Annotated in this window: 26 protein-coding genes and 1 pseudogene; 24 read left to right on the top strand and 3 right to left on the bottom strand. The window is 33.4% G+C overall.

All coding sequences use genetic code 11. The annotated features are described in order from the left end of the window. Positions 1–6 precede the first annotated feature (6 nt). The 11 genes from def to BVF91_RS02970 are packed head-to-tail and all read left to right on the top strand — an operon-like array spanning position 7 to position 10,140. Entirely contained in the window at positions 7–483 is a 477-nt protein-coding gene (gene def, locus BVF91_RS03020) for a peptide deformylase (protein WP_085112030.1), read from the top strand. A gap of 1 nt (position 484) precedes the next feature. Next, on the top strand, positions 485–1,426 hold the full coding sequence (gene fmt, locus BVF91_RS03015) for a methionyl-tRNA formyltransferase (protein ID WP_085112029.1): 942 nt from the start codon (positions 485–487) through the stop codon (positions 1,424–1,426). Beyond that, positions 1,423–2,175: a DUF116 domain-containing protein gene (locus BVF91_RS03010; RefSeq protein WP_085112028.1), complete on the top strand. Its 753-nt coding sequence runs from the start codon at positions 1,423–1,425 to the stop codon at positions 2,173–2,175. The genes fmt and BVF91_RS03010 overlap by 4 nt, the downstream gene beginning before the upstream one ends. Before the next feature lie 5 nt (positions 2,176–2,180). Beyond that, complete coding sequence (locus tag BVF91_RS03005) at positions 2,181–2,864, top strand: zinc metallopeptidase (RefSeq protein ID WP_085112027.1); 684 nt, start codon at positions 2,181–2,183, stop codon at positions 2,862–2,864. Between the two features lie 39 nt (positions 2,865–2,903). Beyond that, positions 2,904–4,247: a 16S rRNA (cytosine(967)-C(5))-methyltransferase RsmB gene (gene rsmB, locus BVF91_RS03000; protein ID WP_085112026.1), complete on the top strand. Its 1,344-nt coding sequence runs from the start codon at positions 2,904–2,906 to the stop codon at positions 4,245–4,247. Between the two features lie 43 nt (positions 4,248–4,290). Beyond that, complete coding sequence (gene rlmN / locus BVF91_RS02995) at positions 4,291–5,322, top strand: dual-specificity RNA methyltransferase RlmN (protein ID WP_085112025.1); 1,032 nt, start codon at positions 4,291–4,293, stop codon at positions 5,320–5,322. Positions 5,323–5,327: 5 nt separating this feature from the next. Beyond that, a complete protein-coding gene (locus tag BVF91_RS02990) occupies positions 5,328–6,062 on the top strand; it encodes a Stp1/IreP family PP2C-type Ser/Thr phosphatase (protein WP_045411886.1) in 735 nt (244 codons plus the stop codon). A 4-nt stretch (positions 6,063–6,066) separates the two neighbouring features. Further along, positions 6,067–7,977 (top strand): Stk1 family PASTA domain-containing Ser/Thr kinase, encoded by a 1,911-nt coding sequence (gene pknB / locus BVF91_RS02985; RefSeq protein ID WP_085112024.1) that lies wholly within the window; start codon positions 6,067–6,069, stop codon positions 7,975–7,977. Continuing rightward, positions 7,977–8,852: a ribosome small subunit-dependent GTPase A gene (gene rsgA / locus BVF91_RS02980; protein ID WP_085112023.1), complete on the top strand. Its 876-nt coding sequence runs from the start codon at positions 7,977–7,979 to the stop codon at positions 8,850–8,852. The genes pknB and rsgA overlap by 1 nt, the downstream gene beginning before the upstream one ends. 2 nt (positions 8,853–8,854) lie before the next feature. Next, positions 8,855–9,508 (top strand): ribulose-phosphate 3-epimerase, encoded by a 654-nt coding sequence (gene rpe, locus BVF91_RS02975; RefSeq protein ID WP_045411894.1) that lies wholly within the window; start codon positions 8,855–8,857, stop codon positions 9,506–9,508. Then, complete coding sequence (locus BVF91_RS02970; RefSeq protein WP_045411896.1) at positions 9,505–10,140, top strand: thiamine diphosphokinase; 636 nt, start codon at positions 9,505–9,507, stop codon at positions 10,138–10,140. Before rpe ends, BVF91_RS02970 begins: the two co-directional genes overlap by 4 nt. A gap of 400 nt (positions 10,141–10,540) precedes the next feature. On the opposite strand, the gene rpmB is transcribed toward BVF91_RS02970, so the two are convergent. Continuing rightward, positions 10,541–10,729, bottom strand: a complete 189-nt coding sequence (rpmB, locus tag BVF91_RS02960) for a 50S ribosomal protein L28 (protein WP_082243678.1) — start codon at positions 10,727–10,729, stop codon at positions 10,541–10,543. 240 nt (positions 10,730–10,969) lie between these two features. On the opposite strand from rpmB, the gene BVF91_RS02955 reads away from it, so the two are divergent. The 9 genes and pseudogenes from BVF91_RS02955 to BVF91_RS02915 all read left to right on the top strand — a co-directional run bounded on the left by BVF91_RS02955 (position 10,970) and on the right by BVF91_RS02915 (position 18,284). Next, complete coding sequence (locus BVF91_RS02955) at positions 10,970–11,320, top strand: Asp23/Gls24 family envelope stress response protein (RefSeq protein WP_085112022.1); 351 nt, start codon at positions 10,970–10,972, stop codon at positions 11,318–11,320. A gap of 46 nt (positions 11,321–11,366) precedes the next feature. Continuing rightward, positions 11,367–12,917 (top strand): DAK2 domain-containing protein, encoded by a 1,551-nt coding sequence (locus tag BVF91_RS02950; RefSeq protein ID WP_085112041.1) that lies wholly within the window; start codon positions 11,367–11,369, stop codon positions 12,915–12,917. Between the two features lie 8 nt (positions 12,918–12,925). Beyond that, on the top strand, positions 12,926–14,974 hold the full coding sequence (gene recG, locus BVF91_RS02945) for an ATP-dependent DNA helicase RecG (protein WP_085112021.1): 2,049 nt from the start codon (positions 12,926–12,928) through the stop codon (positions 14,972–14,974). Between the two features lie 19 nt (positions 14,975–14,993). Continuing rightward, a complete protein-coding gene (locus BVF91_RS02940; protein ID WP_013788149.1) occupies positions 14,994–15,836 on the top strand; it encodes a DegV family protein in 843 nt (280 codons plus the stop codon). 128 nt (positions 15,837–15,964) lie between these two features. Next, positions 15,965–16,191 (top strand): annotated as a pseudogene (locus BVF91_RS02935) (alpha/beta-type small acid-soluble spore protein). A 139-nt stretch (positions 16,192–16,330) separates the two neighbouring features. After that, entirely contained in the window at positions 16,331–16,558 is a 228-nt protein-coding gene (locus tag BVF91_RS02930; RefSeq protein ID WP_013297985.1) for an alpha/beta-type small acid-soluble spore protein, read from the top strand. Between the two features lie 216 nt (positions 16,559–16,774). Beyond that, positions 16,775–17,353: a 16S rRNA (guanine(966)-N(2))-methyltransferase RsmD gene (rsmD, locus tag BVF91_RS02925; protein ID WP_085112020.1), complete on the top strand. Its 579-nt coding sequence runs from the start codon at positions 16,775–16,777 to the stop codon at positions 17,351–17,353. Then, positions 17,328–17,807 (top strand): pantetheine-phosphate adenylyltransferase, encoded by a 480-nt coding sequence (coaD, locus tag BVF91_RS02920; protein ID WP_085112019.1) that lies wholly within the window; start codon positions 17,328–17,330, stop codon positions 17,805–17,807. Before rsmD ends, coaD begins: the two co-directional genes overlap by 26 nt. Positions 17,808–17,819: 12 nt before the next feature. Next, positions 17,820–18,284, top strand: coding sequence for a hypothetical protein (locus tag BVF91_RS02915; RefSeq protein ID WP_013788145.1), 465 nt, complete (start codon positions 17,820–17,822; stop codon positions 18,282–18,284). Here the strand turns inward: BVF91_RS02915 and spoVV are convergent, their stop codons facing one another. After that, entirely contained in the window at positions 18,285–19,448 is a 1,164-nt protein-coding gene (gene spoVV / locus BVF91_RS02910; RefSeq protein ID WP_085112018.1) for a dipicolinic acid transporter SpoVV, read from the bottom strand. Positions 19,449–19,509: 61 nt separating this feature from the next. Further along, entirely contained in the window at positions 19,510–20,712 is a 1,203-nt protein-coding gene (locus tag BVF91_RS02905) for a nucleotidyltransferase (protein ID WP_085112017.1), read from the bottom strand. 144 nt (positions 20,713–20,856) lie between these two features. Here BVF91_RS02905 and pta point away from each other — a divergent pair, with 144 nt between their 5' ends. The 4 genes from pta to rpmF all read left to right on the top strand — a co-directional run bounded on the left by pta (position 20,857) and on the right by rpmF (position 23,823). Then, positions 20,857–21,843 (top strand): phosphate acetyltransferase, encoded by a 987-nt coding sequence (pta, locus tag BVF91_RS02900; RefSeq protein WP_085112016.1) that lies wholly within the window; start codon positions 20,857–20,859, stop codon positions 21,841–21,843. 26 nt (positions 21,844–21,869) lie between these two features. Further along, positions 21,870–23,072, top strand: a complete 1,203-nt coding sequence (locus tag BVF91_RS02895; RefSeq protein WP_085112015.1) for an acetate kinase — start codon at positions 21,870–21,872, stop codon at positions 23,070–23,072. Between the two features lie 64 nt (positions 23,073–23,136). Then, the gene (locus BVF91_RS02890) at positions 23,137–23,628 is read left to right on the top strand and encodes a YceD family protein (RefSeq protein WP_085112014.1); all 492 of its coding nucleotides are present in this window, start codon (positions 23,137–23,139) and stop codon (positions 23,626–23,628) included. A gap of 12 nt (positions 23,629–23,640) precedes the next feature. After that, positions 23,641–23,823, top strand: a complete 183-nt coding sequence (gene rpmF, locus BVF91_RS02885) for a 50S ribosomal protein L32 (protein WP_013788139.1) — start codon at positions 23,641–23,643, stop codon at positions 23,821–23,823. The last annotated feature ends 84 nt before the right edge of the window (positions 23,824–23,907 follow it).

Here is a 23,907-nt window from a genome sequence, read left to right as displayed (position 1 = left end):
ATTTATATGGCATTAAGGTATATTAGAAAAATTGGAGATCCTATACTGTATAAAAAGGCAAAATACGTTGATAAAATAGATGATCATGTTATTATGATTTTGGATGACATGGCTGAAACTATGTATAATGCTGATGGCGTCGGACTTGCTGCAAACCAGATTGGTATCTTGAGAAGACTGGTGGTAGTGGATGTTGGAGATGGTTTGATAGAATTGATAAATCCAGAAATAATATTAGAAGAAGGCGAACAAATAGGAAAAGAAGGATGCCTAAGCGTTCCTAACGTGACAGGAGAAGTCAAACGTCCTAAAAAGGTAAGAGTAAGGTATCAAGACAGAACCGGAGAGTATAAAGAAATCGAAGGAGAAGACTTTTTAGCCAGAGCATTGTCACATGAAATTGATCATTTAAATGGAATATTGTTTGTAAATAAAGCGATAAGAATAATAAATGACGAGGAAGAAAAAATGGAGGCGGAGTGATTTGAACATTGTGTTTATGGGTACGCCTGAATTTGCTGTACCTTCACTCAAAAAATTGGTTGAATTTGGTCACAATGTGATGTTGGCTATTACACAACCAGATAAGCCTAAAGGCAGAGGCAAAAAATTGTCTTTTCCACCCGTAAAAGAATTTGCTATAAAACATGGCATAGAAGTCTATCAGCCTCTTAAATTAAAGAACAATGAAGAAGTATTTGAAAAGATAAGGAGATTGAATCCTGAATTAATAGTTGTGGCTGCATATGGCAAAATTCTTCCAGAAGAAATTTTAAAAATCCCGAAATTTGGGTGTATAAATGTTCATGCATCTTTGCTTCCAAAGTACAGAGGAGCTGCACCCATAAATTGGGCTGTAATAAACGGTGAAAAAGAGACAGGAATTACTATAATGTATATGGAAAAGGGATTGGACACTGGTGACATTTTATTGCAAAAGTCAATACCAATATTAGAAGAAGATAATGCTGAGACGATACATGATAAACTGGCGATATTAGGCGGAGACGTTTTAATAGATGCTATAAACATGATGTGCAATGGTACTTTAATGAGTGTAAAACAAGACGATAGCAAAGCGACGTATGCTCCGATGCTTGAAAAATCGATGGGGCTTATAAATTGGGAAAAAGATGCTATTGAAATAAGAAATCTCATTAGAGGATTAAGGCCATGGCCTGGTGCATATACGTACTATAATGGCAGCATGTTAAAAATTTGGTCTGCTGATGTATACCATTATTTTGGTGATGAAAAACCTGGTACAATTATCGAGTCAGATGATACTTTGATAATAAAATGTGGTAAAGAAGCGTTGAAAGTAATAGAAATTCAAGGTGAAGGCACGAGAAAAATGAATGTTGAAGACTATTTAAGGGGACACTTAATAAAAAAGGGCGATCAATTAGAGGGGATAACAATTTGAATGGGAAAAAGCGTGTTTTTTTTGGATTATTGAGTATATTGATATTGTTAATGACGTTAAGTATTTTTTTTCTTTTCTATATTGTGAGAAGCAAAAGCTCAGCTTTGTATAATTTTTTAATAGGATCTGCGATATTATTTTTCTCTGCAATTACTATTGTCTTGATTCTTACAGTTTTTGCTTTTTTGTATGTGATTTATAGAGGAAGAAATAATGAAATACTGAATAAAACATTATTATTGCTGATAGATGGGTTATATCCGCTTTTGGAGATATTAGGTGGTATATTTGGTGTTAAGAAGGATAAGATTCAACAGTCATTTACAAATATCAATAACTTTTTAGTAAGTTCAAGAAAAGGCAAGTATTTACCTGAGGAGCTATTGATATTGACGCCTCATTGCATACAGTTTAATGAGTGTAAATTTAAAGTTACCAATGACATTGACAATTGTCAAAGATGTGGGAAATGTCAGGTCAGCGACTTAATAAAGCTAAAAGAGAAGTATGGTGTAAAAATCGCAATTGCAACTGGAGGCACTTTAGCTAGAAAAGCTGTCATGGACACTAAACCAAAAGCCATCATTGCTATTGCATGTGAAAGAGACCTAACAAGTGGAATACTGGATGTGAAAAAAATACCCGTTTATGGTATAATAAATATAAGACCTTATGGCCCTTGCTTCAACACAAAAGTGGATTTAGATGAAGTCGAAAAAGCAATTATCAATTTTACGAATGGAGGATAGGATTTATGTTTTGGTATTACGATCCTACGTATATATTGCTGTTACCTGCAATTTTACTTGCAATGTATGCTCAATTTAAAGTACAAAGCACGTTTAACAGGTATTCAAATGTAAGAAACAGATATGGATACAGAGCTTATGAAGTGGCGAGGAAATTGCTAAATGATGCGGGGCTATATGATGTTAGCATTGAGATGATACCAGGTAATCTGACAGATCATTATGATCCAAGAAGCAGAGTGCTAAGGCTTTCTCAAACCGTCTATAGCAGTGATTCTATAGCAGCTATAGGCGTTGCGGCACATGAAACAGGGCATGCGATACAGCATGCTAATGGATACATTCCTCTTAAATTGAGAAATGCAATCGTACCTGTTGCAAATATCGGTACGACAATTTCATGGCCGCTTTTGCTGATGGGTTTTTTGTTTGGATATACACAATTGATAGATATAGGCATAATACTCTTTTCAGCAGTTGTTTTGTTTCAAATAATAACATTGCCAGTAGAACTTAATGCAAGCAATAGAGCAATAAGGCTTCTCGAATCTGGTGGGCTTTTCATGAGAGATGAACTTTATCCAGCAAGGCAGGTTCTTAATGCGGCTGCTTTGACGTATGTTGCCGCTGCATTTGCTTCTATTATGAATCTTATTAGGCTGATAATTTTAAGGGATAGGAGAGATTAATTTCTATCCCTTATTTATTAAAATTTTAGAGGTGTTTTAATGAATCAGAGAAATACTGCTTTTAAAATTTTGTACGATATAATTGTAAAAAAAGGATATTCCAATATTGTGTTGAACAAGTATCTTAATAACAATGAGTTGAGAGATATAGACAAAAGTTTCATTAAAGAAATAGTTTTTGGTACAATAGAGAGAAAACAAACTTTAGATCAAATAATTGATCGTTGTTCGTCAAAAGGCATCAAAAAGATAGACAACAAAATATTGATAATACTCGAGATGGGGTTGTATCAAATAATTTATATGGATAAAGTGCCTCAATATGCGGCTATTAGTGAAGCTGTAAATCTTGCTAAGGAGTATGCGGGAATACATGCTTCTAAGTTTGTTAATGCTGTGCTTCGCAATTATGTGCGCAATTCTGCAAAGATTGATATATTAAAATCTGACAAAAATGTTGTTGAATATATGGCATTTAAATATTCATATCCTGAATGGATTGTAAAAAGACTTTTAAATAATTATGATAAAGATACGGCTGAGGATATATTAAAGTCATTAAATGAAAAGCCGCAGATATCCATAAGGCTTAACACTTTAAAAATAGGAAGTAAGGATTTTGAAAAAATATTGATTGACAAAGGATTGAATTTTAAAAAGGGATCGTATGTGGATGATGCTTATTATATTGATTTAAAAAATATTGCAGGTGATGAAATCTACAAAAATGGCTTTGTGCAGATCCAAGATGAAGGTGCTATGATCATATCTAAAGTTTTATCACCTAATCCAGACGATCTTATAATAGACGTATGTAGCGCACCGGGTGGGAAAACTACACATATTTCTCAATTAATGAACAATAAAGGAAAAGTTATTGCGTTTGATATTCATGAGCATAAGATTGATTTAATAAGAATGAATTGCAAAAGATTAGGCGTAAACAATGTGGATGCGTATGTGTTTGATTCAACCAAGATAAATGAAAAATATATAGACAAGGCAGACAAGGTATTGGCTGACGTTCCATGCACCGGAATAGGAATCATAAGGAAAAAGCCGGATATAAAATTAAAGAACTATACGGATGAAGATATTAAAAAGCTGAATAACATTCAATACAGCATACTTAGCTCCAGCTCTAAATATGTCAAAAAAGGCGGATATATATTGTACAGCACATGTACGATTGGAAGAGAAGAAAATATGAATATTATTGATAGATTTTTGGGTGAAAATAAGAATTTCGAGATTTCCGACATAAGACCTTTTCTTTCTGAAAAATTAGCATCACAAGTAGACGGTAAAGGCTACCTGCAATTGTTGCCAAATATCAATAATACAGACGGCTTTTTTATATGTAAATTGCAGAGAAATAATTAAATTTGTGATATAATATCTGTATGAAATTTTGGAGGCGTTTTAATTGATAGATTTAAAAAACATGACTATTGATGAACTTGAAAAGTTTTTTCTTGACATTGGTGAAACAAAGTACAGAGCAAAGCAGGTTTTTCGTTGGATTTATAGAGGGGTTACCAGTTTTGATGACATGACTGATCTAAAGAAAGATTTAAGGCAAAAGTTGAAAAATATGGCCTTCATTTCTAATTTGCAAATTGCAAAAAAAGTCGTATCAAGTGAAGATGGAACAGCTAAGTATCTTTTTTTGCTGGATGATGAAAATATTGTTGAAGGTGTAGCGATAAAGTATAGCTTTGGTAATACATCTTGTATATCTACTCAAGTGGGATGTAATATGAGATGTTCGTTTTGTGCATCAGGGATTGGCGGTAAAGTCAGAAATTTAAAAGCATCTGAAATGGTAGACGAAGTCCTTATAATGAATAAAGATTATGGTAAGATCTCCAATATAGTGTTGATGGGCAGCGGTGAGCCATTTGATAACTATGATGAAGTTATGAAATTTATAAAAATTGTCAATAATCCATTTGGTATGGGCATAGGTGTTAGACATATTACTATCTCCACATGCGGAATTGTGCCTAAAATTTACGAATTTGCAGATGAAGGGTTAGGAGTTAATTTGTCTATTTCGCTTCATGCACCTACTGATGATTTGCGTTCACAGTTAATGCCCATAAATAAGGTTTATCCTATAAAAGATTTAATTGATGCATGTAGGTACTATATAGACAAAACTCATAGAAGGATAACTTTTGAATACTCGCTTATAAAAGGCGTAAATGATAGCTATGATATGAGCTTAAAACTGTCCAATCTCTTAAAGGGGCTTTTGTGTCATGTAAATTTAATACCAGTGAATTACGTCAACGAGATTGGCTATGAAAAGGCTGATAACGAGAAGATAATGGCTTTTAAGAATGTGCTTGAGAGAAGTGGCATTACATGTACAGTGAGGCGTGAACTTGGCAGTGACATCGATGCAGCTTGTGGTCAATTAAGAAGGAAATATTTAGCTGGAAGGGTGAAATGATTTAGATGTTAGTATATGCACTTACTGATAAGGGTAATGTAAGAGAAAATAATGAAGATTCATATTTTATTTCTACAGATGAAAGAATAAAACTTTTTATTGTAGCTGACGGCATGGGTGGATGTAATGGCGGTGAAGTTGCAAGCAGATACGCAATAGAGGTCATTACAAAGTATTTTTTTAGCAATTATAGTAGTTGTAATAAAAATGATGATTCGATAAAGAAATTTATTGAGGATGCGGTTAGAAGTGCAAACTCTCACGTTTTTAATGAATCTTTTTCGAATATAGACCTTACAGGAATGGGTACAACGCTAACTCTCCTTTTGATAGAGAATGGAAAATTTTTTATTGGTCACATAGGTGATAGCAGAGCATATTTAATAAGAGACGATAAGCTCATGCAGATTACTGAAGATCATTCTTATGTGGAAGAATTAGTGAAATTAGGCAGGATAACCCATGAAGAAGCAAGAAATCATCCACAGAAAAACATTATAACAAGGGCACTTGGCATCGATGAGGAAATAGAAGTAGATATATTTACTGGCGATGTTTTTAAAAATGATGTCTTTTTGCTGTGCACAGATGGATTGACAAATATGCTTACAGACGATTTGATTTTAAAGGAATTTAATAGTTCTGAAAGCATAGATAAGGCTTGCGATAATCTGATTAAAATGGCAAAACAAAATGGTGGCTTTGACAATATTACTATTGTGGCGGTAAAGGAGGTGTGACTATATGGTTGGTAAAATGCTTGGAAATCGATATGAGATACTGGAAAAGATAGGCGAAGGTGGTATGGCAAAGGTATATAAGGCAAAATGCCATCTTTTGAATAGGATTGTTGCCATAAAAGTATTGAGATCGGAATTTGTGTCAGATGAAGAGTTTGTAAGAAGGTTCAAAAGAGAATCACAAGCGGCAGCAAGCCTTTCTCATCCTAATATTGTCAGCATATATGATGTTGGACAAGAAGGAGATATATACTATATTGTAATGGAATATGTCAATGGAAAAACTTTAAAACAATTAATTAAGGAAACGAATGGACCTTTGCCTATACCAAAATCCTTGGATATAGCAAGGCAAGTATGTAGAGCGTTGGAACACGCTCATAAACATCATATTGTTCACAGAGACATTAAGCCACAAAATATATTGGTGACAGATGACAACATTGTAAAGGTAACAGACTTTGGCATTGCAAGAGCAGCTAATGGTTCTACCATAACATATGGTGGAGGAGATGTTCTTGGTACTGCTTACTATTTTTCGCCAGAACAGGCGAAAGGTGCCATGATAGACGAAAAGACCGATATATATTCGCTGGGAATTGTCATGTATGAAATGCTAACTGGCAAAGTTCCTTTTGAAGGTGAGAGCCCAATATCGGTTGCATTAAAGCATATACAGGAAAATATAGTACCACCATCAAAGTTGAATCCTCGAGTACCTTATAAACTTGACAAGATAGTTTTAAAGGCCACCGAAAAAGATATAAATTACAGATATAAAAGTGCGGCTGAACTTTTGAATGATATTGATACGTTTATAAGCGATCCAGATAAATTGATCATAGGTGATTTAACTGACAACAATGTTACGAGGGTCATGAAGGCGGAAGAAATTAACGAGAAGATTAAGGATTCAAAAACACCGAGCAAAAGAAAAGGAAGAAAAATTTTAAGAAATATAGGGATTGCAATATTGATTTTAGCGCTTATGGCATCACTGTCTTACGGTACTATGTATTTTTTAAACAACATGGCTACTGCAGCAGAAGTGAAAGTGCCTGATATAAAAGGTCAAACACTAGACAAAGCAACTACAATATTGGAAAATAACAATTTGAAGTTAAATATTTCAGACAGTCAATACAGCGATGCTCTGACCAACACTATTTTGTCACAAGATCCACCGGCAGGAGAGACTGTAAAGAAGGGTTCTACTGTTAACGTAGTAGTCAGCAAAGGAAAACAGAATTCCGTTGTTCCTAATGTCATAGGCAGTGAATACAGAGATGCTCAGTTGAAATTAAAAAATAGTGGGCTAAATGCAAATTTAATTTGGGACTACAATGATAGCTATCCAAATGGCTACGTGTATGATCAAAATCCAAGGCAAGGTGTGCAAGTTGAATACAATACTGTTGTTGATGTTTATGTAAGCAAAGGACCAGAAATGGTTACAGTTCCTAATGTCCAGAACATGTCGCTTGATGATGCGACAAAAGCTTTGGAAGATGTAGGACTTAAGGTTGGAAATGTAACTACACAACCAAGTGACAGCGTGCCTGATAATTTTGTGATCTCGCAAAGCATACCTCAGGGCACCAGCATTCAAAAGGGCAAATCTATCGATTTGATTGTGAGCCAATCAACACAGACGCAGCAGCAACAGCAACAGACGCAGACTCAATTGCCTCAAGGATATAAGACAAAAGAGATTACAATTAACTTGCCTAATCAAGAAGGCCCTATGAAAGTTGATGTTTATGTTATACAAGATGGCAATAAGACATTGCAGTATTCAAATACGTATACCTATGCAGACAGTCCAATAACAGTACCAGTTAGTGGTAAAGGCAATGTTATTATTGAAGTTGATATAAACGGCAATGTTTACGAAACGATGGGGGCGAAATTTTAGTGGTATTAGTAGGACGAATTATTAAAGGCATTGGAGGTTTTTACTATGTTTCCACCGAGCATGGCACCATAGAATGCCGTGCTCGTGGTAAATTTAGAATTTCCAATATTATACCTATTGTTGGAGACTACGTTGATGTCGAATCACAAAATTTAAAAGATGGATTCATAGTGAATATACATGACAGGAAAAACCAATTAGTAAGGCCACCTGTGTCAAATGTAGATCAAGCAATAATTACTTTTTCGATAGTTAATCCTGATTTAAACAGATTGCAGCTTGATAAAATGATAATATTAACTGAAGTAAACGAGATAAATCCCATCATCTGCATAAATAAGGTTGATTTAGTTAATGAAGATGAATACATGCCAATATACAATACATATAAAAAATTAGGGTACGAAGTGATTACTACTTCCAAATACGATAACATTGGAATCGACAAGTTAAAAACAATTCTAAAAGGTAAAACTTCTTTTTTTACAGGTCCATCTGGCGTAGGAAAATCTTCTTTGATAAATTGTATTCATGGGCATGAAAGGCAAGAGATTGGAGATTTAAGTGAAAAGCTTAATAGAGGAAAGCATACGACAAGAAATGTGGAGTTAATACCTATTGATGGTGGCTATGTATTGGATACGCCTGGCTTTACCTCTCTAAATCTTGATATTGATGAAAAAAATCTCAAAAATTTTTATAAAGATTTTCAAGTCTTTGAAACAGAATGTAGATTTAATTCGTGCTTACATATTAATGAACCTGATTGTGGAGTTAAAAGTGCTGTTGAGAGTGGGATGATTGATAGAACAAGGTACTCAAATTATTTAAGTTTATATAATGAACTAAAAGCGAACAGAAGGAGGAAATATTAATAATGGAAATTTCTCCGTCGATTTTATCGGCTGACTTTGGAAATTTGTTATCTGATATACGAAAAGTTGAAGTAGAGAAACCCGAGTATTTGCATATAGATATTATGGATGGGCATTTTGTCCCTAATATAACGATTGGACCATTGGTATTAAATGCTTTAAAAGGCAAAACCAAGATTCCATTTGACGTTCATTTAATGATAGAAGAGCCTGACAAATACGTAAAAGAATTTGTCGATGCTGGAGCCAAAAATATAACAGTACATCAGGAAGCATGTGTACATCTAGACAGAACTTTGCAATTGATAAAGTCAATGGGTATAAATGCAAGCGTGGCACTAAACCCTGCTACATCTTTAGATACATTAAGATATGTATTGTCATCAGTTGATATGGTGTTGATTATGACTGTAAACCCTGGTTTTGGAGGGCAAGTATTTATAGATGGCATGTATGAAAAAATTCGAGAATTAGCATCAATTAGAAATGAAAAGGGATTGAATTTTAAGATAGAAGTTGATGGAGGTATTAATATTGATAATATAAAGGATGTAGTTTTGGCTGGAGCTGATGTGATTGTGGCTGGTTCGTTTATATTTGCCAATGGAGATCCTGGTGAAAATTTAAAAAAACTTAGAGAGGCAGCACTAAAATGAAGGTTTGTATTATCTCAAATGGAGAATTTAAAGATTCCAACTATTTTAAAAAAGCAATCGATGAATGCGACGTGGTAATCTGTGCGGATGGTGGAGCTAATATAGCTTACAAATTAGGCATAATGCCAAATTACATCGTAGGTGATTTGGATTCAGCGGATGATAAAATTATAGATTATTATTTGCAACAAGGTGTAATCATTGAAAAACATCCTACTATGAAAGACGAGACGGATAGTCAACTTGCAACGATAAAGGCTATAGACATAGGAGCTAATGAGATCGTGTATTTAGCGACGATAGGAAGTAGATTTGATCATTCATTAGCAAATTTGTCGCTTTTATTGTACCTTCTTAAGAGAAAAATAAAGGGAAAAATTTTGAGCGAAAAAAATGAAGTTTATCTTATTGATGATTTTATCGAATTGGAAGGCAAATCAGGTGATGTAGTTTCATTGATTCCGTACAGTTTAGACGTTAGAGGGATTTACACTGAAGGGTTGTTTTATCCTTTATCTGGTCAAGATATGTCTTTAGAGATGCCTTATGGGATTAGCAATGTATTTACAGATAGTAAGATTAAGATAAAGATAAATAGTGGTTATTTGCTTGTGATAAAATCTAAAGATTAGCACAAAATCTGCTCCTTTCGAATAAAATATTGAAAGAAAGGAGTGGATTTTTATGTGGAATAAAATTTATAGAAAAATTAGAATATTAAATAAAAAACTGAATTATTCAATTGGATATATTATAATTTCGCTTGGAATATTTATAATTGTATTGTACATACCAAGTTGGCTGTGGATGATACTTTTAGGATTTGCTGTAATAATGATTGGTTATTTTATTAATGCATATTTCAAATAGTAGATAAATAGTTTAGAAGTAAAAGGATAAAGGGGGATGCATATGAGTAAAAAAAAGGAACCTAAAATATACTACATTAGAATTCCTGATTTTATAAAAAAAATTTTGTCGTCATTTGCTAAGAGCAAAAAATAAAAAGCGTGCATATATGCACGTCTTTCTTTATATGGCTCTCTTAACTCTTCCTGATCTTAAGCATTTTGTACAAACATTCAATCTTACAGGTGTACCGTCCACTATGGCTTTAACACGCTTTAAGTTTGGCTGCCATTTTTTGATTGATTTTCTGTGGGAATGGCTGTATTGATATCCCGCCATTGGAGTTTTTCCGCATACTTCACATTTTCTCATCATGTGCACCTCCTCTTTGTCAACACTAACATTTTAGCAAAAAAATTAATAGACTTCAAGAAAAATAATTACACACTCTTTTATTATATCCACACAACAATGATATTTTAACATTATATTTTAATGCTGTAAATACTTTTTAATTAAAATTTGCATTAGCTTAAAATATAACAATTTTTTTCTTTATTGATGATTTAATTTGGATAAGGTAAAATATAATTATAATAGGAGGTTTTAAAAATGGAGCAAACAAAAAATAATTTAGGGAAAATAGATATTTCTGCAGACGTAATTGCATCTATGGCTAGTTATGCCACATCTGAATGTTATGGCATAGTGGGCTTAGGAAAACGTGGACCTGACGGGCTTATAGAGCTTTTCAAAAATGAGCAGTCAGGTAAAGGCATAAAGGTTGCATATGATGAAGACGGTATTGTTATAGATTTGTACATTGTTGTTGAATATGGAGTCAACATTAAGACAGTTGCTGCAAATATCATTGAAAAAGTCAAATACACTATAGAGACATATACAGGTGTTAATGTTAAAAATATCGTTGTAAATGTACAAAGCATAAAAGTTGATTTTTGAGGAGGAAAAACGGTTGGATCGCTTAGATGTTAATACTTTAAAACGCATGTTTAAGGCTGGATCCCAGTACTTAATAAATAAATCAGATGAAGTAAATAAATTAAATGTCTTTCCTGTTCCAGATGGTGATACAGGTTCTAACATGGCTCATACATTAGATTTTGCTGTTAAAGAAATGGAAAAAGCCTCTGATGATATGAATGAAGTTCTAAATAACCTTTCCAGAGGTGCTCTCTTAGGTGCCAAAGGAAATTCAGGGGTGATTTTATCTCAAATAATTAGGGGATTTGCCAAAAGCCTTTTGAACCATGATGAAATCACGACAAAAGATTTTGCTGAAGCTTTAAATGCTGGTTCAGCGATTGCATATAAGGCAGTTATGAAACCTACGGAAGGTACTATTCTGACTGTAGTAAGAGATTGTGCAAATGAGGCTTTGAAACTAACTTCTATTAATGACTTTGAGATTTTTATGGAGAAGATTGTAAAAGCTGCCTCAGAATCAGTGAAAAGAACGCCTGACTTATTGCCGGTGTTAAAGCAAGCTAATGTAGTTGATTCTGGTGGACAAGGCTTTTTATTTATGCTAATAGGAATGTTAGAAGCCATAAAAGGGCATGAGATAGCTGTTCAGCATGTTGTTGAAGACATCCATAAAAAAGAAAGTAATATTGCAGATATAAAGTTTACTTATTGTACGGAGATGCTTATTGATGCAAAATCTAAGAATTCTTCTAAGCTTAAAGCTGAAATTGAATCTTTTGGTGACAGTATAATCGTTGTTGGAGATGAAGATTTAATAAAAGTTCATATACATACTAATTCTCCTGGACTAGTATTGCAGAAAGGCTTAGAGTATGGGGAACTGGTAAAAGTCAAGATTGACAATATGAAACTACAGCATGAAAATGTGATTTTTGAATCAAACAAAGACAGAAATACTCATGCCAAAAAATATGGCTTTCTGGCTGTTTCACCAGGTGAAGGGATAAGCAGTTTGTTTCAAGATTTGGGGTGTGATATCGTAATAGATGGTGGACAAACTATGAATCCCAGCGCTTTGGATATATTAAATGGCTTAAAAGAAATAAATGCAGAAAATATAATTGTCTTTCCGAATAATAAAAATGTAGTTATGACATGTGAACAAGCTAAAAGTTTATCAGACAAAAATGTGCATGTCATAAATACTTACAGCTTTAATCAGGCTATAAGTGCCATGATAAACTTTGATGTCAATGCAAGCGTAGATGATGCGATCAAAAATATAAATGATACTATCGATAAGGTTACAACGGTAGAAATAACTTATTCTATAAGAGATACTGTATTAGATGGAGTGGAAATCAAGACTGGAGAAATTTTAGGATTTGTAAATGGACAATTTGTAGATAAAGGTACTGACTACAATGAAGTAGCAAGACAAATAGTGTCAAATGCTGTTTCTGCTGATACTTCAATAATAACCATTTATTATGGAAAAGAAGTTGAAGAAGAAGATGCAAAAAAATTGTTAAATACCATAGTATTTGATGGCGATGTGGATCTCCAATACGGCGGACAGCTTCTATACTATTATGTGATTTCGATTGAATAGGTGATTTTATGGATCTTTCAAAACCAATACAATATGTAAAAGGTGTTGGTCCAAAGAGAGCATTACTGCTTAAAAAAATTGGTATTGAAACTGTAAAGGATGCATTGGAGTATTATCCCAGAGAATATGAAGACAGAGAGAAAATAATTCCTATAGATATGTTGAAGATTGGTGAAAAGCAAACTTTTAAAGCGTACATCGCAGGGAAAGCGAGAGAATATAGGATCAAGGGACTAATAATCACGAAAGTACCTGTTAAAGATGGAAGTGGGGCTTTAGAACTTGTTTGGTACAACCAGCCGTACGTTAAAAATAATTTCAAATTAGGTGAAGAGTATATAGTAAATGGCAAGGTTTCCTATAAATATGGACAAGTGTACGTGGAAAACCCAACTATGGATAAAAGTGATGTTTTAAATCTAAATGCAGGACGAATTGTGCCGATATATAAGTTGACAGATGGATTAAGTCAAAAGATTTTAAGAAATATAATTTATAGCCTTTTAAAAGAGTATATAAATGAAATAGAGGAAATTTTCGACGAGGATTTTTTGACAGAATATAATTTATTGGGAATAAGAGAAGCCATAAAAAATATCCATTTTCCAGAGTCATCAGAAATGTTAGAGAGAGCTAAATATAGACTTATATTTCAAGAATTTTTTATTTTGCAATTGGGGTTAAATTTGATTAAAAATAGGTATGATATTGATAAATCAGGCATAAAGTTTAAACGTGTAGATTTAAGAGAATTCTTAGACAATTTAAAATTTAAGCTTACTAAAGCACAGGATAAAGCTTTAAACGAAATCTTAAATGATATGTATTCAGGGAAAGTGATGAATAGACTTTTACAAGGTGATGTCGGCTCTGGAAAGACGGTTATAGCAGCGGCAGCAATGTATGTCGCAGTAAAGAATGGATATCAGGCGTCCATATTGGCGCCAACAGAAATACTTGCAAAACAACACTATTTATCATTAAAAGAGTTGTATGATAAGTTAGGTATTAAAACGGAATTGTTGACAGGAAGCATCAGCAATAAAAGAAAAAATTTAATAATAGAGAAAGTAAAAAATGGTGAGATTGATGTATTAGTTGGTACACATTCTTTAATTGAAGATAATGTTCAGTTTAAAAATTTAGGTTTGGCAATAACAGATGAACAACATAGATTTGGAGTTCGCCAAAGAGCTGTGTTTAAAGATAAAGGCAATCAAACGAATGTTCTTGTAATGACAGCAACGCCTATTCCAAGAACTTTAGCATTAATGCTTTATGGAGATTTGGATATGTCTATAATAGACGAATTGCCTCCAGGAAGAAAGAAAGTTGAAACGTATGCAGTAAGTGGAGCTTTAAGAGAAAGGGCTTATAAATTCGTCGTAAATGAAATAAAAAAAGGACACCAAGCTTACATAGTTTGTCCACTTATAGAGGATTCACAAACTATATATGCAAAATCGGCAGAGGTGGTTTATGAAGAAATTTATAAGGGAGTCTTTAAGGATTTTAGAGTTGGCTTAGTTCATGGTGGAATGAATTCAAGCGATAAGGACAAAGTGATGAGTGAATTTGTTGATGGGGAAATTGATATATTAGTCTCTACAACAGTTATTGAAGTTGGTGTAAATGTTCCAAACGCAACAGTAATTGTCATTGAAAACGCAGAGAGATTTGGATTGGCTCAGTTGCATCAATTAAGGGGACGTGTAGGAAGATCGTCATATCAATCTTATTGCATTTTGATAGCTTACTCATATTCCGATGTTGTCAAAAAAAGATTGAAGGTGATGACTGAAACAAATGATGGTTTTAAAATTGCAGAAAAAGATTTGGAGATAAGGGGACCAGGAGAATTTTTTGGAGTAAAGCAACATGGATTGCCTGAACTTAAATTGGCCAATTTATTTGATGATATAGAAACATTAAAACTGGCTCAAAATGCTGTAGAAAGATTTATAAGCGATGATGGTAATTTTGAAAAGCATAGTAAAATGAAAGCAGAATTGATAGAGCGATTTAAGGATAAATTAGAAGGAATCATATTAAATTAATTGCTGGGAGGAAAAGATAATGGGAAAGATAGCCATAGTGACAGATAGTGTATCTGATATTCCAGATGATATTGTAAAACTATATGATATATATGTTGTGCCGCTGACAGTTGATATTGATGGTATATCTTATAAAGACGGAGTAGATATAAAAAAAGATGAATTTTACGATTTGATAAATTCCGGGAAAATGCCTAACACTTCACAAGTATCACCTATTGAATTTATGGATGTTTTTAGTGATTTGTTGAAAAGTTATGATGAAATAATCTGTATTTTAATGTCATCAAAATTGAGTGGTACATATCAGTCAGCATTGTTGGCTAAAGACAATTTAAAAAATCAAAACATAACAGTGATTGATTCTAAAAATTTTTCTTTAGGCGAGGGATTTATTGTCATCGAAGCTGGAAAAATGGCGTGTAATGGCAACACCAGTGATGAGATAATTGCCAGAGTGACAAACATGATACCAAAAATTAGCTATACAATGATCTTTGATTCGTTGGATTATCTTTACAAAGGAGGACGATTAAAAAAGACGCAGGCGATTTTAGGAAGTATTTTAAATATTAAGCCAATACTGGTTAATAATGATGGTGAATTAGAAATAAAGGACAAGGTTAGAGGTCGAAAAAATGCTATAAAGTGGATTATAAATTACATGAGAGAGACTAAAGTCGATTTTACTAAAAAAGAGATTGGACTTTTACATACTGACAGGGAAGAGTTTATGTTAGAAATTGAGAATGCAATTCGCAACGAATTTGGTGCAACTAATTTTATTAGAAATAGGGCCGGTTGTACAGTTGGAGTTCATGCTGGACCGTCTGCTGTTGGAATATTTTTTGAATTTAATTAAATTTTATTTTAAATTAAGTTTTAACGCCATTTTTGTCATCTCGAAACAAAATTGCTAAATAAATTATAGTTTATTGATGTTACTATTGGGCAAATTAATATTGAAATCATTAAATGGAGGTGATAAAAATGGCAGCAGGTTCAGAGACAAAAAATCCTCTTGTAGTAAGAGAAGCTAAGCAAGCTATGAGCAAATGGAAATATGAAATAGCAAGCGAACTTGGAATAAATCCTCCAGCCGATGGTTATTGGGGTACACTTACATCCCGTGATTGCGGCGCTGTAGGTGGCCACATGGTAAAAAGATGATCCAAATGGCTGAAAGCCAAATCGCTAATAAAGGCACACTTAGATAACAAAAGATACCCGCAAGGGTATCTTTTTAAATAGATTTTCATGAATATATCTCAACAATATATAAGAAAATATTAACATGAATATATAAATTAATATGTGGCAAATTAATATTGAAATCATTAAATGGAGGTGATAAAAATGGCAGCAGGTTCAGAGACAAAAAATCCTCTTGTAGTAAGAGAAGCTAAGCAAGCTATGAGCAAATGGAAATATGAAATAGCAAGCGAACTTGGAATAAATCCTCCAGCCGATGGTTATTGGGGCACACTTACATCCCGTGATTGCGGCGCTGTAGGTGGCCACATGGTAAGAAAGATGATCCAAATGGCTGAAAGCCAAATCGCTAATAATGGAACATTGAAGTAATTAAATTAAAAAGGGTAGCCAGTTGCGGTTACCCTTTTTAATTAAAATTTAATCCAGGTAGTAATCTACCTGGATTGGGAGAGGAGAAATTGAAGGAAGAATTTTGGGGAAATTGGTTTCCCAAGTATATTATTTGCCATGTTTTAAAAGTTTTATACATAATTTTGTATCTAATCGTAAAATGTGCTAAAATATTTTAGTATTGGAGGTGTGATTTTGAGGGTTATATCTGGCATAGCTAAAGGCAGAAAATTAAAATGTCCACCTGGGAAGGCAATTAGACCTACGTCTGACATGGTTAAAGAATCGCTTTTCAATATAATAGGTGCTGATATATACGATTCTATATTTTTAGATTTATTTTCTGGTACAGGCAGTATTGGCATTGAGGCATTAAGTAGAGGAGCTAATATTTGCTACTTTGTAGAAAAAGTATATAATAATATTAAATACATAAATGATAATGTTAAATTGCTTGGCTCTATTGATAGTGCAGTGATTTTGCATATGGATGCATTGCATGCTTTAGATTATTTTAGTAAGAATAATATTAAGTTTGATATTATATACATTGATCCGCCGTATTACAATAACTTATATGTTGAACCGCTAAATAAAATAAGTGAATATGAGTTATTGAATACAAATGGTTACGCAATTGTTGAGCATCATAAAAATGATTTTTTAGAAGAAAAGTACGGCAGCTTGCAAAAATTTAGGATGAAAAAATATGGAGAAACGATATTAACATTTTTTAAGGAGGCAACAGATGAATATAGCAGTATATCCGGGTAGTTTTGATCCTGTTACAAATGGGCATTTAGATGTTATAAAAAGAGCAGCAAAAGTTTTCGATAAATTAATTGTAGCGGTGCTTGTTAATCCATCTAAAACTCCTATGTTTTCATTGGAAGAACGGGTGGAAATGTTAAAAGAAGTAACTGCTGACATTGAAAATGTGGAAATTGATAGTTTTTCTGGTTTGCTTATAGAGTATTTAGAAAAAGTAAATTCAAAGATTATTGTAAAAGGACTGCGAATGGTTTCGGATTTTGAATATGAATTTCAGATGGCTTTGATAAACAAAAAGTTAAATCCTGATGTTGAAACTATATTTTTTATGACAAGCAATAAATATGGATATCTAAGCTCCAGCATAGTTAAAGAAGTAGCAAAGTTTGGGGGGTGCTTATCGGATCTCGTTCCAGATTCAGTAATTGAAAAGATATTACGAAAAATTAAAGATTAAGGGGGCATTTCATTGGAAGTGGCTGATAATTTAGAAGTATTAGAACTGTTAGATTCATTGGAGGATTATATCGAGAAAAGTTCCACCATACCTCTGTCGCAAAAAACCTTGATAAATAAGGATGAAATCTTGGAAATTATAAAGCAAATCAGGATTAAGTTGCCAGACGAATTAAAAAAAGCAGAGTGGATTAAACAAGAAAGACAAAAAATATTGATAGAAGCCCAGCAAGATGCTGAAACGATTTTAAAAGAAGCTGAGCAGAGAATTAATCAAATGGTGAATGAAAATGAAATTGTTAAAAAAGCTGAAAAAAAAGCGGCAGAAATAATAGCTCAAGCGCAGACTAATGCAAAGGAAATAAGACTTGGAAGTAAAGATTATGCTGATGAACTGTTAGCTAAATTGGAAAAAAATGTTTCAGAATTATTAAATACGATAAAGAATAATAGGAATGAACTAAGAGGCATTAAATAATCATGCCTCTTTATTTGTTATGGAAGTTATAATGACAAGAAAAATAACAGATAAAATTGAGATCACAAACATAAGTGAGGATATTTCAAATATGCTTATCATATTTTTCGCGCTTCCTTGATAAAAAGCTTCTGAAACTGCTACATTGTCAATGTTTATAAATTTCATAAAGACAAAGGAGAACAATCCAGCAAAAATGCTATGAATAGCTTTTGCAATTAAATACGGCAAGTAGCTTATCTTTGTATTATTAATGACACCTATTACTTGTCCATGCGTTGACAGACCACCCCATGCTAAAATTGAGCTTATTAATATGACTTTTTGGTATAATGGCGCCGTTGCTTGGCTAATCATATTTGAACCTATCGTGATTTCCATTAAGCCGCTTAAATATCCAGCAATCAAATTTTTGTTAAAACCAATTGCTTCAAATATCGGTGTAATAATCTTTTCTATAGCGTCTATTAAACCGTATACCTTTAGAAATTCTATTAAAACTGAAAATGTTATAATATAACCGCCTATCATGATTATTGTGTTCATGGAGTCTTTAACTGCACTTCCTAAGATTTCTCCAAAATTAGCTATTAAATCATCAGGATTGCTTTGACGAATATTATGGTATTCTGAACTTTTTAAATGTTTATTTTCGATATTATAGTTTCTAAAAATTATACCAGTAGTAATTGCTGCTAAATAATTTGATAACATTATTATATAACCAATTGTAGAGCTATTAAACATCCCCATGGCGACTACGCCTAACATAAATAGTGGTCCAGAGTTGTTGCAAAATGTCATTAACCTTTCAGCTTCGGCTGTATTTAAAAGTTTTTCTTCCCACAATCTTTTTATTATTTGCGCACCAACAGGATACCCAGATGTGTATCCAACGGCCATTGCAAAACCACCGTTGCCAGAAACATTGAATATTGGACGCATTATAGGCTCTAAAAATTTGCCAAGCATTTTGACAAATCCTAATCGTACCAGCATTTCAGACCCGATGAAAAAGGGAAGTAACGCTGGGAATACTGTAAAAAGCCATAGATTGATTCCTGACTTTGCAGCAGCAAGCGAATTTTTTGGAAATATGATAATTGAAATAACGAGAAATAAGACAAACACAATTGATAAAGCCTTTGTTTTATCTCCTTTCAATATTGTTCCCCCTTTGAAGTTTCCATAGTATATTTTTATTAAAGAGGGGGAAATAAAATGATTATTTTACTATAAACTTTTTAGTAAAATCCAAACTTGAAACTGGTTCATTTGTATATGCAAGCGTATATATGTCTGTTGCTTTTAAATCTATTTCAAACATTTCTGTGTTAGACAGGATTTTGTTGTATTCAGAAACTTTAGTGATAATTGGTATACTTGCTTTGTTTTTAATTTCTTTTAAAAGTTTTAAACCTTTCTTAGTGGCGCCTAATATTCTTATATAATTTGGCCCATCAAATTTTAAATAAATGCTTGAATCAATATCCAATAAGACGTGCATCATTATCCGCCTTATTCTGCTTTCGGTATACCTTTTAGTTTTGATGTAGCCTATTATGTCGCTTAAATTATTGTAAAGAGATGAGGCTTTTTTTATACGGTTTTCTAAGCCTTCTGTAACGTCAAAAACATCTTTTACTGATGCATCATTTCTCAAACGATAAACTACTATTTTAGCAAAATCGTCTAAAGTAACGGGACCATGACCTTCTGCAATGCAATTTTTTAAAATTTCAAGAGAATATTGTGGCATATATTTTTCTAATATAGAATAGTTTTTATCATTTATAACCTTTCTGAGATATGTAGCACTCGCAAAAGATTCTACTGTTTCCAGAGAATTATAGCCTGGCCCAAATCTTTTTAATGTCAAAGGTTTAATATTGCTATTTAACTTGATTAAGCTTTTTATGTATTCAATTCCAAGTATGTTATTTGGATTTCCGATAATGTCAATGATGTTTTCTCCAAAATATTTTAATAACGCTAATTCACGTGCTTTTGCATATGTGATGCCGTTTTTTAAATAATTTTTCAAAAGCGCTTTATAGTCTTCTGGCTCATCTAACAGAAATTTTGATATTCGGTATAATTCGTCAATAAAGCCATGTTCGCTTCCAAACGATATGTAATCAACGATGTGTAATGAATCAAGTAGTTTTATTGCACCGTAAGCAAATTTTTCCGCAGTGGAAACAGCGTATATTGTAGGCAGCTCAATGACTAAATCTATTCCGGATAATAATGCTGCTTCTGTTCTTGACCACTTATCTATTATAGAAGGAATACCACGTTGCACAAAATTGCCGCTCATTACTGCTACCACAAAGTCTGCTTTTGTCATTTCGATAGATTTTTTTATGTGATATATATGTCCATTGTGAAGTGGATTGTATTCTACAATTAAACCTAATACGCTCATAATATGCGCCTTTCTAAAAAATTATTAATTGTACTTATTATTTTATAAAAAATATGTTAAAATGTAAAATGTGTATACAATATATTTCTTCTTTTTAAAGGAGAAATATATAAAGATAAATATTTTGGAGGAAGGGACGATTTTATGAGTATTATTCAAAGTATCATTGAAAAAGCCAAAAGTGACAAAAAGAAAATTGTTTTGCCGGAAGGTGCGGAACCGAGGACATTAAAGGCTGCTGAGATAGTCCTAAAAGAGGGAATCGCAGATTTAGTGCTTCTGGGAAATGAGGACGAGATAAAAAGTGCAGCAAAAGATTTAGACATATCCAAAGCAGAAATCATTGACCCTGTAAAGTCTGAAATGTTTGATAGGTATGCTAATGATTTTTATGAATTAAGAAAGAGCAAGGGAATTACTTTAGAAAAAGCCAGAGAAACAATCAAAGATAATATTTATTTTGGATGTATGATGGTTAAAGAGGGTTATGCTGATGGATTGGTATCTGGCGCTATTCATGCTACTGCAGATTTATTAAGACCAGCATTTCAGATAATTAAAACGGCTCCAGGAGCAAAGATAGTATCAAGCTTTTTTATAATGGAAGTACCTAATTGCGAATATGGCGAAAATGGTGTATTTTTGTTTGCTGATTGTGCAGTTAATCCATCGCCTAATGCAGAAGAACTTGCTTCTATTGCTGTACAATCTGCTAATACTGCGAAGAATTTGTTGGGCTTTGAACCAAAAGTTGCGATGCTTTCATTTTCCACAAAGGGCAGTGCATCACATGAATTAGTAGACAAAGTAAGAAAAGCGACAGAGATAGCAAAGGATTTGATGCCAGATGTTGCTATCGACGGTGAATTGCAATTAGATGCCGCTCTTGTAAAAGAAGTTGCAGAGTTAAAAGCTCCAGGAAGCAAAGTTGCAGGATATGCAAATGTTCTTATATTCCCTGACTTACAAGCTGGCAACATAGGATATAAGCTTGTGCAGAGGTTAGCTAAGGCAAATGCAATCGGACCGATAACACAAGGAATGGGTGCACCAGTTAATGATTTATCAAGAGGATGCAGTTATAGAGACATTGTCGATGTAATAGCAACAACAGCTGTACAGGCTCAATAAAATGTAAAGTATGGAGGATGAAAACTATGAAAATACTGATTATTAATTGCGGAAGCTCTTCACTGAAATATCAATTGATCGAATCTACTGATGGGAATGTGCTGGCGAAAGGTCTTGCTGAAAGGATCGGCATAAATGATTCTCTATTGACGCATAACGCTAACGGAGAAAAAATCAAGATAAAAAAAGACATGAAAGATCACAAAGACGCAATAAAATTAGTTTTAGATGCTTTGGTAAACAGCGATTATGGTGTTATAAAGGATATGTCTGAGATAGATGCTGTAGGTCATAGAGTTGTTCATGGAGGAGAATCTTTTACATCATCAGTTCTTATAAATGATGAAGTGTTAAAAACAATAACAGATTGCATAGAATTGGCCCCACTGCATAATCCTGCTAACATAGAAGGAATTAAAGCTTGCCAGCAAATTATGCCAAACGTTCCAATGGTGGCAGTATTCGATACAGCTTTTCATCAGACAATGCCTGATTATGCATATCTTTATCCAATACCTTACGAATACTACACAAAGTATAGAATAAGAAGATATGGATTTCATGGTACGTCGCATAAATATGTTTCAAATAGGGCTGCAGAGATTTTAAATAGGCCTATTGAAGATTTAAAAATTATAACATGTCATCTTGGAAATGGTTCCAGTATTGCTGCCGTCAAATATGGTAAATCAATTGACACAAGCATGGGATTTACGCCATTAGAAGGTTTGGCTATGGGTACACGATCTGGAAACATAGATCCATCTATCATTTCTTATCTTATGGAGAAAGAAAATATAAGCGCTGAAGAAGTAGTAAATATATTAAACAAAAAATCCGGTGTTTACGGTATTTCAGGAATAAGCAGCGATTTTAGAGATTTAGAAGATGCTGCATTTAAAAATGGAGATGAAAGAGCTCAACTCGCTTTAAATGTATTTACGTATCGAGTAAAGAAGACGATTGGCGCTTATGCAGCAGCTATGGGAGGTGTTGATGCCATTGTATTTACAGCAGGTGTTGGTGAAAATGGACCGGAGATACGAGAATTTATACTAGATGGATTAGAGTTCTTAGGGTTTAGCTTGGATAAGGAAAAAAATAAGGTGAGAGGTAAAGAAACTATTATATCTACGCCAAATTCAAAAGTTAGCGTGATGGTTGTCCCGACTAATGAAGAATACATGATCGCTAAAGACACTGAAAAGATTGTAAAGAGTATAAAATAGCATTCTTGACAAATGTTTACCCCATTAGTATAATTAATTTTGGCAATTATATTGGGGTGAGAAAATGAAAATTGATTTATCAAAAATTAAGGGACATAGGGGTCGCAGCATTGAAGTCAACTACGTAGAAAATCTGAGTGTTCTTGAGGCAAATAGCAACAGATACGTGGTTATAAAGCCAATTACCGTTACTGGAAGCATAACACACGACAGTGAAGGGATAGTTTTAAAGCTTTTAGCACGTGGGGCTATTAAAGTAACATGCGATAGGTGCCTTGATGAATTTGAGTATGAGTTTGTAATACCGATTGATGAAGTAGTGAACGAGTCTGATGATGAATTTTCTGGTGAAGTGGAAGATGAAAAGCTTGATTTGACGAAGATTGTAATTGAAAATGTAGAACTTTCTCTTCCCATGAAATTCATTTGCTCCAATGATTGCAAGGGTCTATGTCCTACTTGTGGTAAAAATCTTAATCATGAAAAATGCGATTGCCAAATAAAAGAAATTGATCCACGCCTTTCAGTTTTGAATAAATTACTGCAGAAGATGTAGGAGGTGTATAGTATGCCAGTTCCAAAGCGTAGAACATCTAAGGCAAGAAGAGATAAGAGAAGGCATAGCCATAGTTTAGCTGTACCTGCTTATGTTTTGTGCCCACAATGTCACGAACCAAAATTGCCTCACAGAGTTTGCTTAAGCTGTGGTTATTACGATGGTAAAGAGGTATTGAAAGTGGAAGAAAAGTAATGGAGTTTTCTCTATTACTTTTCTTTTTTATTTCTTGACTTTTATATACGGCGTAATTTATAATTATGAGTAAGTCATAAAAAC

This window comes from Thermoanaerobacterium sp. PSU-2, assembly GCF_002102475.1.
Classification (GTDB): Bacteria; Bacillota; Thermoanaerobacteria; order Thermoanaerobacterales; family Thermoanaerobacteraceae; genus Thermoanaerobacterium.
The sequence above is the reverse complement of the archived record's forward strand: the minus strand, read 5'-3'. Positions and strand labels throughout refer to the sequence as shown.

Excerpts from the sequence above, each read along its gene's own strand:
- BVF91_RS02955 (WP_085112022.1), top strand. The coding sequence starts at position 10,970 with ATGGAGCAAACAAAAAATAATTTAGGGAAAATAGATATTTCTGCAGAC.
- recG (WP_085112021.1), top strand. The coding sequence starts at position 12,926 with ATGGATCTTTCAAAACCAATACAATATGTAAAAGGTGTTGGTCCAAAG.
- coaD (WP_085112019.1), top strand. The coding sequence starts at position 17,328 with ATGAATATAGCAGTATATCCGGGTAGTTTTGATCCTGTTACAAATGGG.
- BVF91_RS02940 (WP_013788149.1), top strand. The coding sequence starts at position 14,994 with ATGGGAAAGATAGCCATAGTGACAGATAGTGTATCTGATATTCCAGAT.
- BVF91_RS02905 (WP_085112017.1), bottom strand. The coding sequence starts at position 20,712 with ATGAGCGTATTAGGTTTAATTGTAGAATACAATCCACTTCACAATGGA.
- rpmF (WP_013788139.1), top strand. The coding sequence starts at position 23,641 with ATGCCAGTTCCAAAGCGTAGAACATCTAAGGCAAGAAGAGATAAGAGA.
- rsmB (WP_085112026.1), top strand. The coding sequence starts at position 2,904 with ATGAATCAGAGAAATACTGCTTTTAAAATTTTGTACGATATAATTGTA.
- BVF91_RS02990 (WP_045411886.1), top strand. The coding sequence starts at position 5,328 with ATGTTAGTATATGCACTTACTGATAAGGGTAATGTAAGAGAAAATAAT.
- pknB (WP_085112024.1), top strand. The coding sequence starts at position 6,067 with ATGGTTGGTAAAATGCTTGGAAATCGATATGAGATACTGGAAAAGATA.
- BVF91_RS02895 (WP_085112015.1), top strand. The coding sequence starts at position 21,870 with ATGAAAATACTGATTATTAATTGCGGAAGCTCTTCACTGAAATATCAA.
- rpe (WP_045411894.1), top strand. The coding sequence starts at position 8,855 with ATGGAAATTTCTCCGTCGATTTTATCGGCTGACTTTGGAAATTTGTTA.
- def (WP_085112030.1), top strand. The coding sequence starts at position 7 with ATGGCATTAAGGTATATTAGAAAAATTGGAGATCCTATACTGTATAAA.
- BVF91_RS02930 (WP_013297985.1), top strand. The coding sequence starts at position 16,331 with ATGGCAGCAGGTTCAGAGACAAAAAATCCTCTTGTAGTAAGAGAAGCT.
- BVF91_RS03005 (WP_085112027.1), top strand. The coding sequence starts at position 2,181 with ATGTTTTGGTATTACGATCCTACGTATATATTGCTGTTACCTGCAATT.
- BVF91_RS02950 (WP_085112041.1), top strand. The coding sequence starts at position 11,367 with ATGTTTAAGGCTGGATCCCAGTACTTAATAAATAAATCAGATGAAGTA.
- rpmB (WP_082243678.1), bottom strand. The coding sequence starts at position 10,729 with ATGAGAAAATGTGAAGTATGCGGAAAAACTCCAATGGCGGGATATCAA.
- BVF91_RS02970 (WP_045411896.1), top strand. The coding sequence starts at position 9,505 with ATGAAGGTTTGTATTATCTCAAATGGAGAATTTAAAGATTCCAACTAT.
- BVF91_RS02890 (WP_085112014.1), top strand. The coding sequence starts at position 23,137 with ATGAAAATTGATTTATCAAAAATTAAGGGACATAGGGGTCGCAGCATT.
- pta (WP_085112016.1), top strand. The coding sequence starts at position 20,857 with ATGAGTATTATTCAAAGTATCATTGAAAAAGCCAAAAGTGACAAAAAG.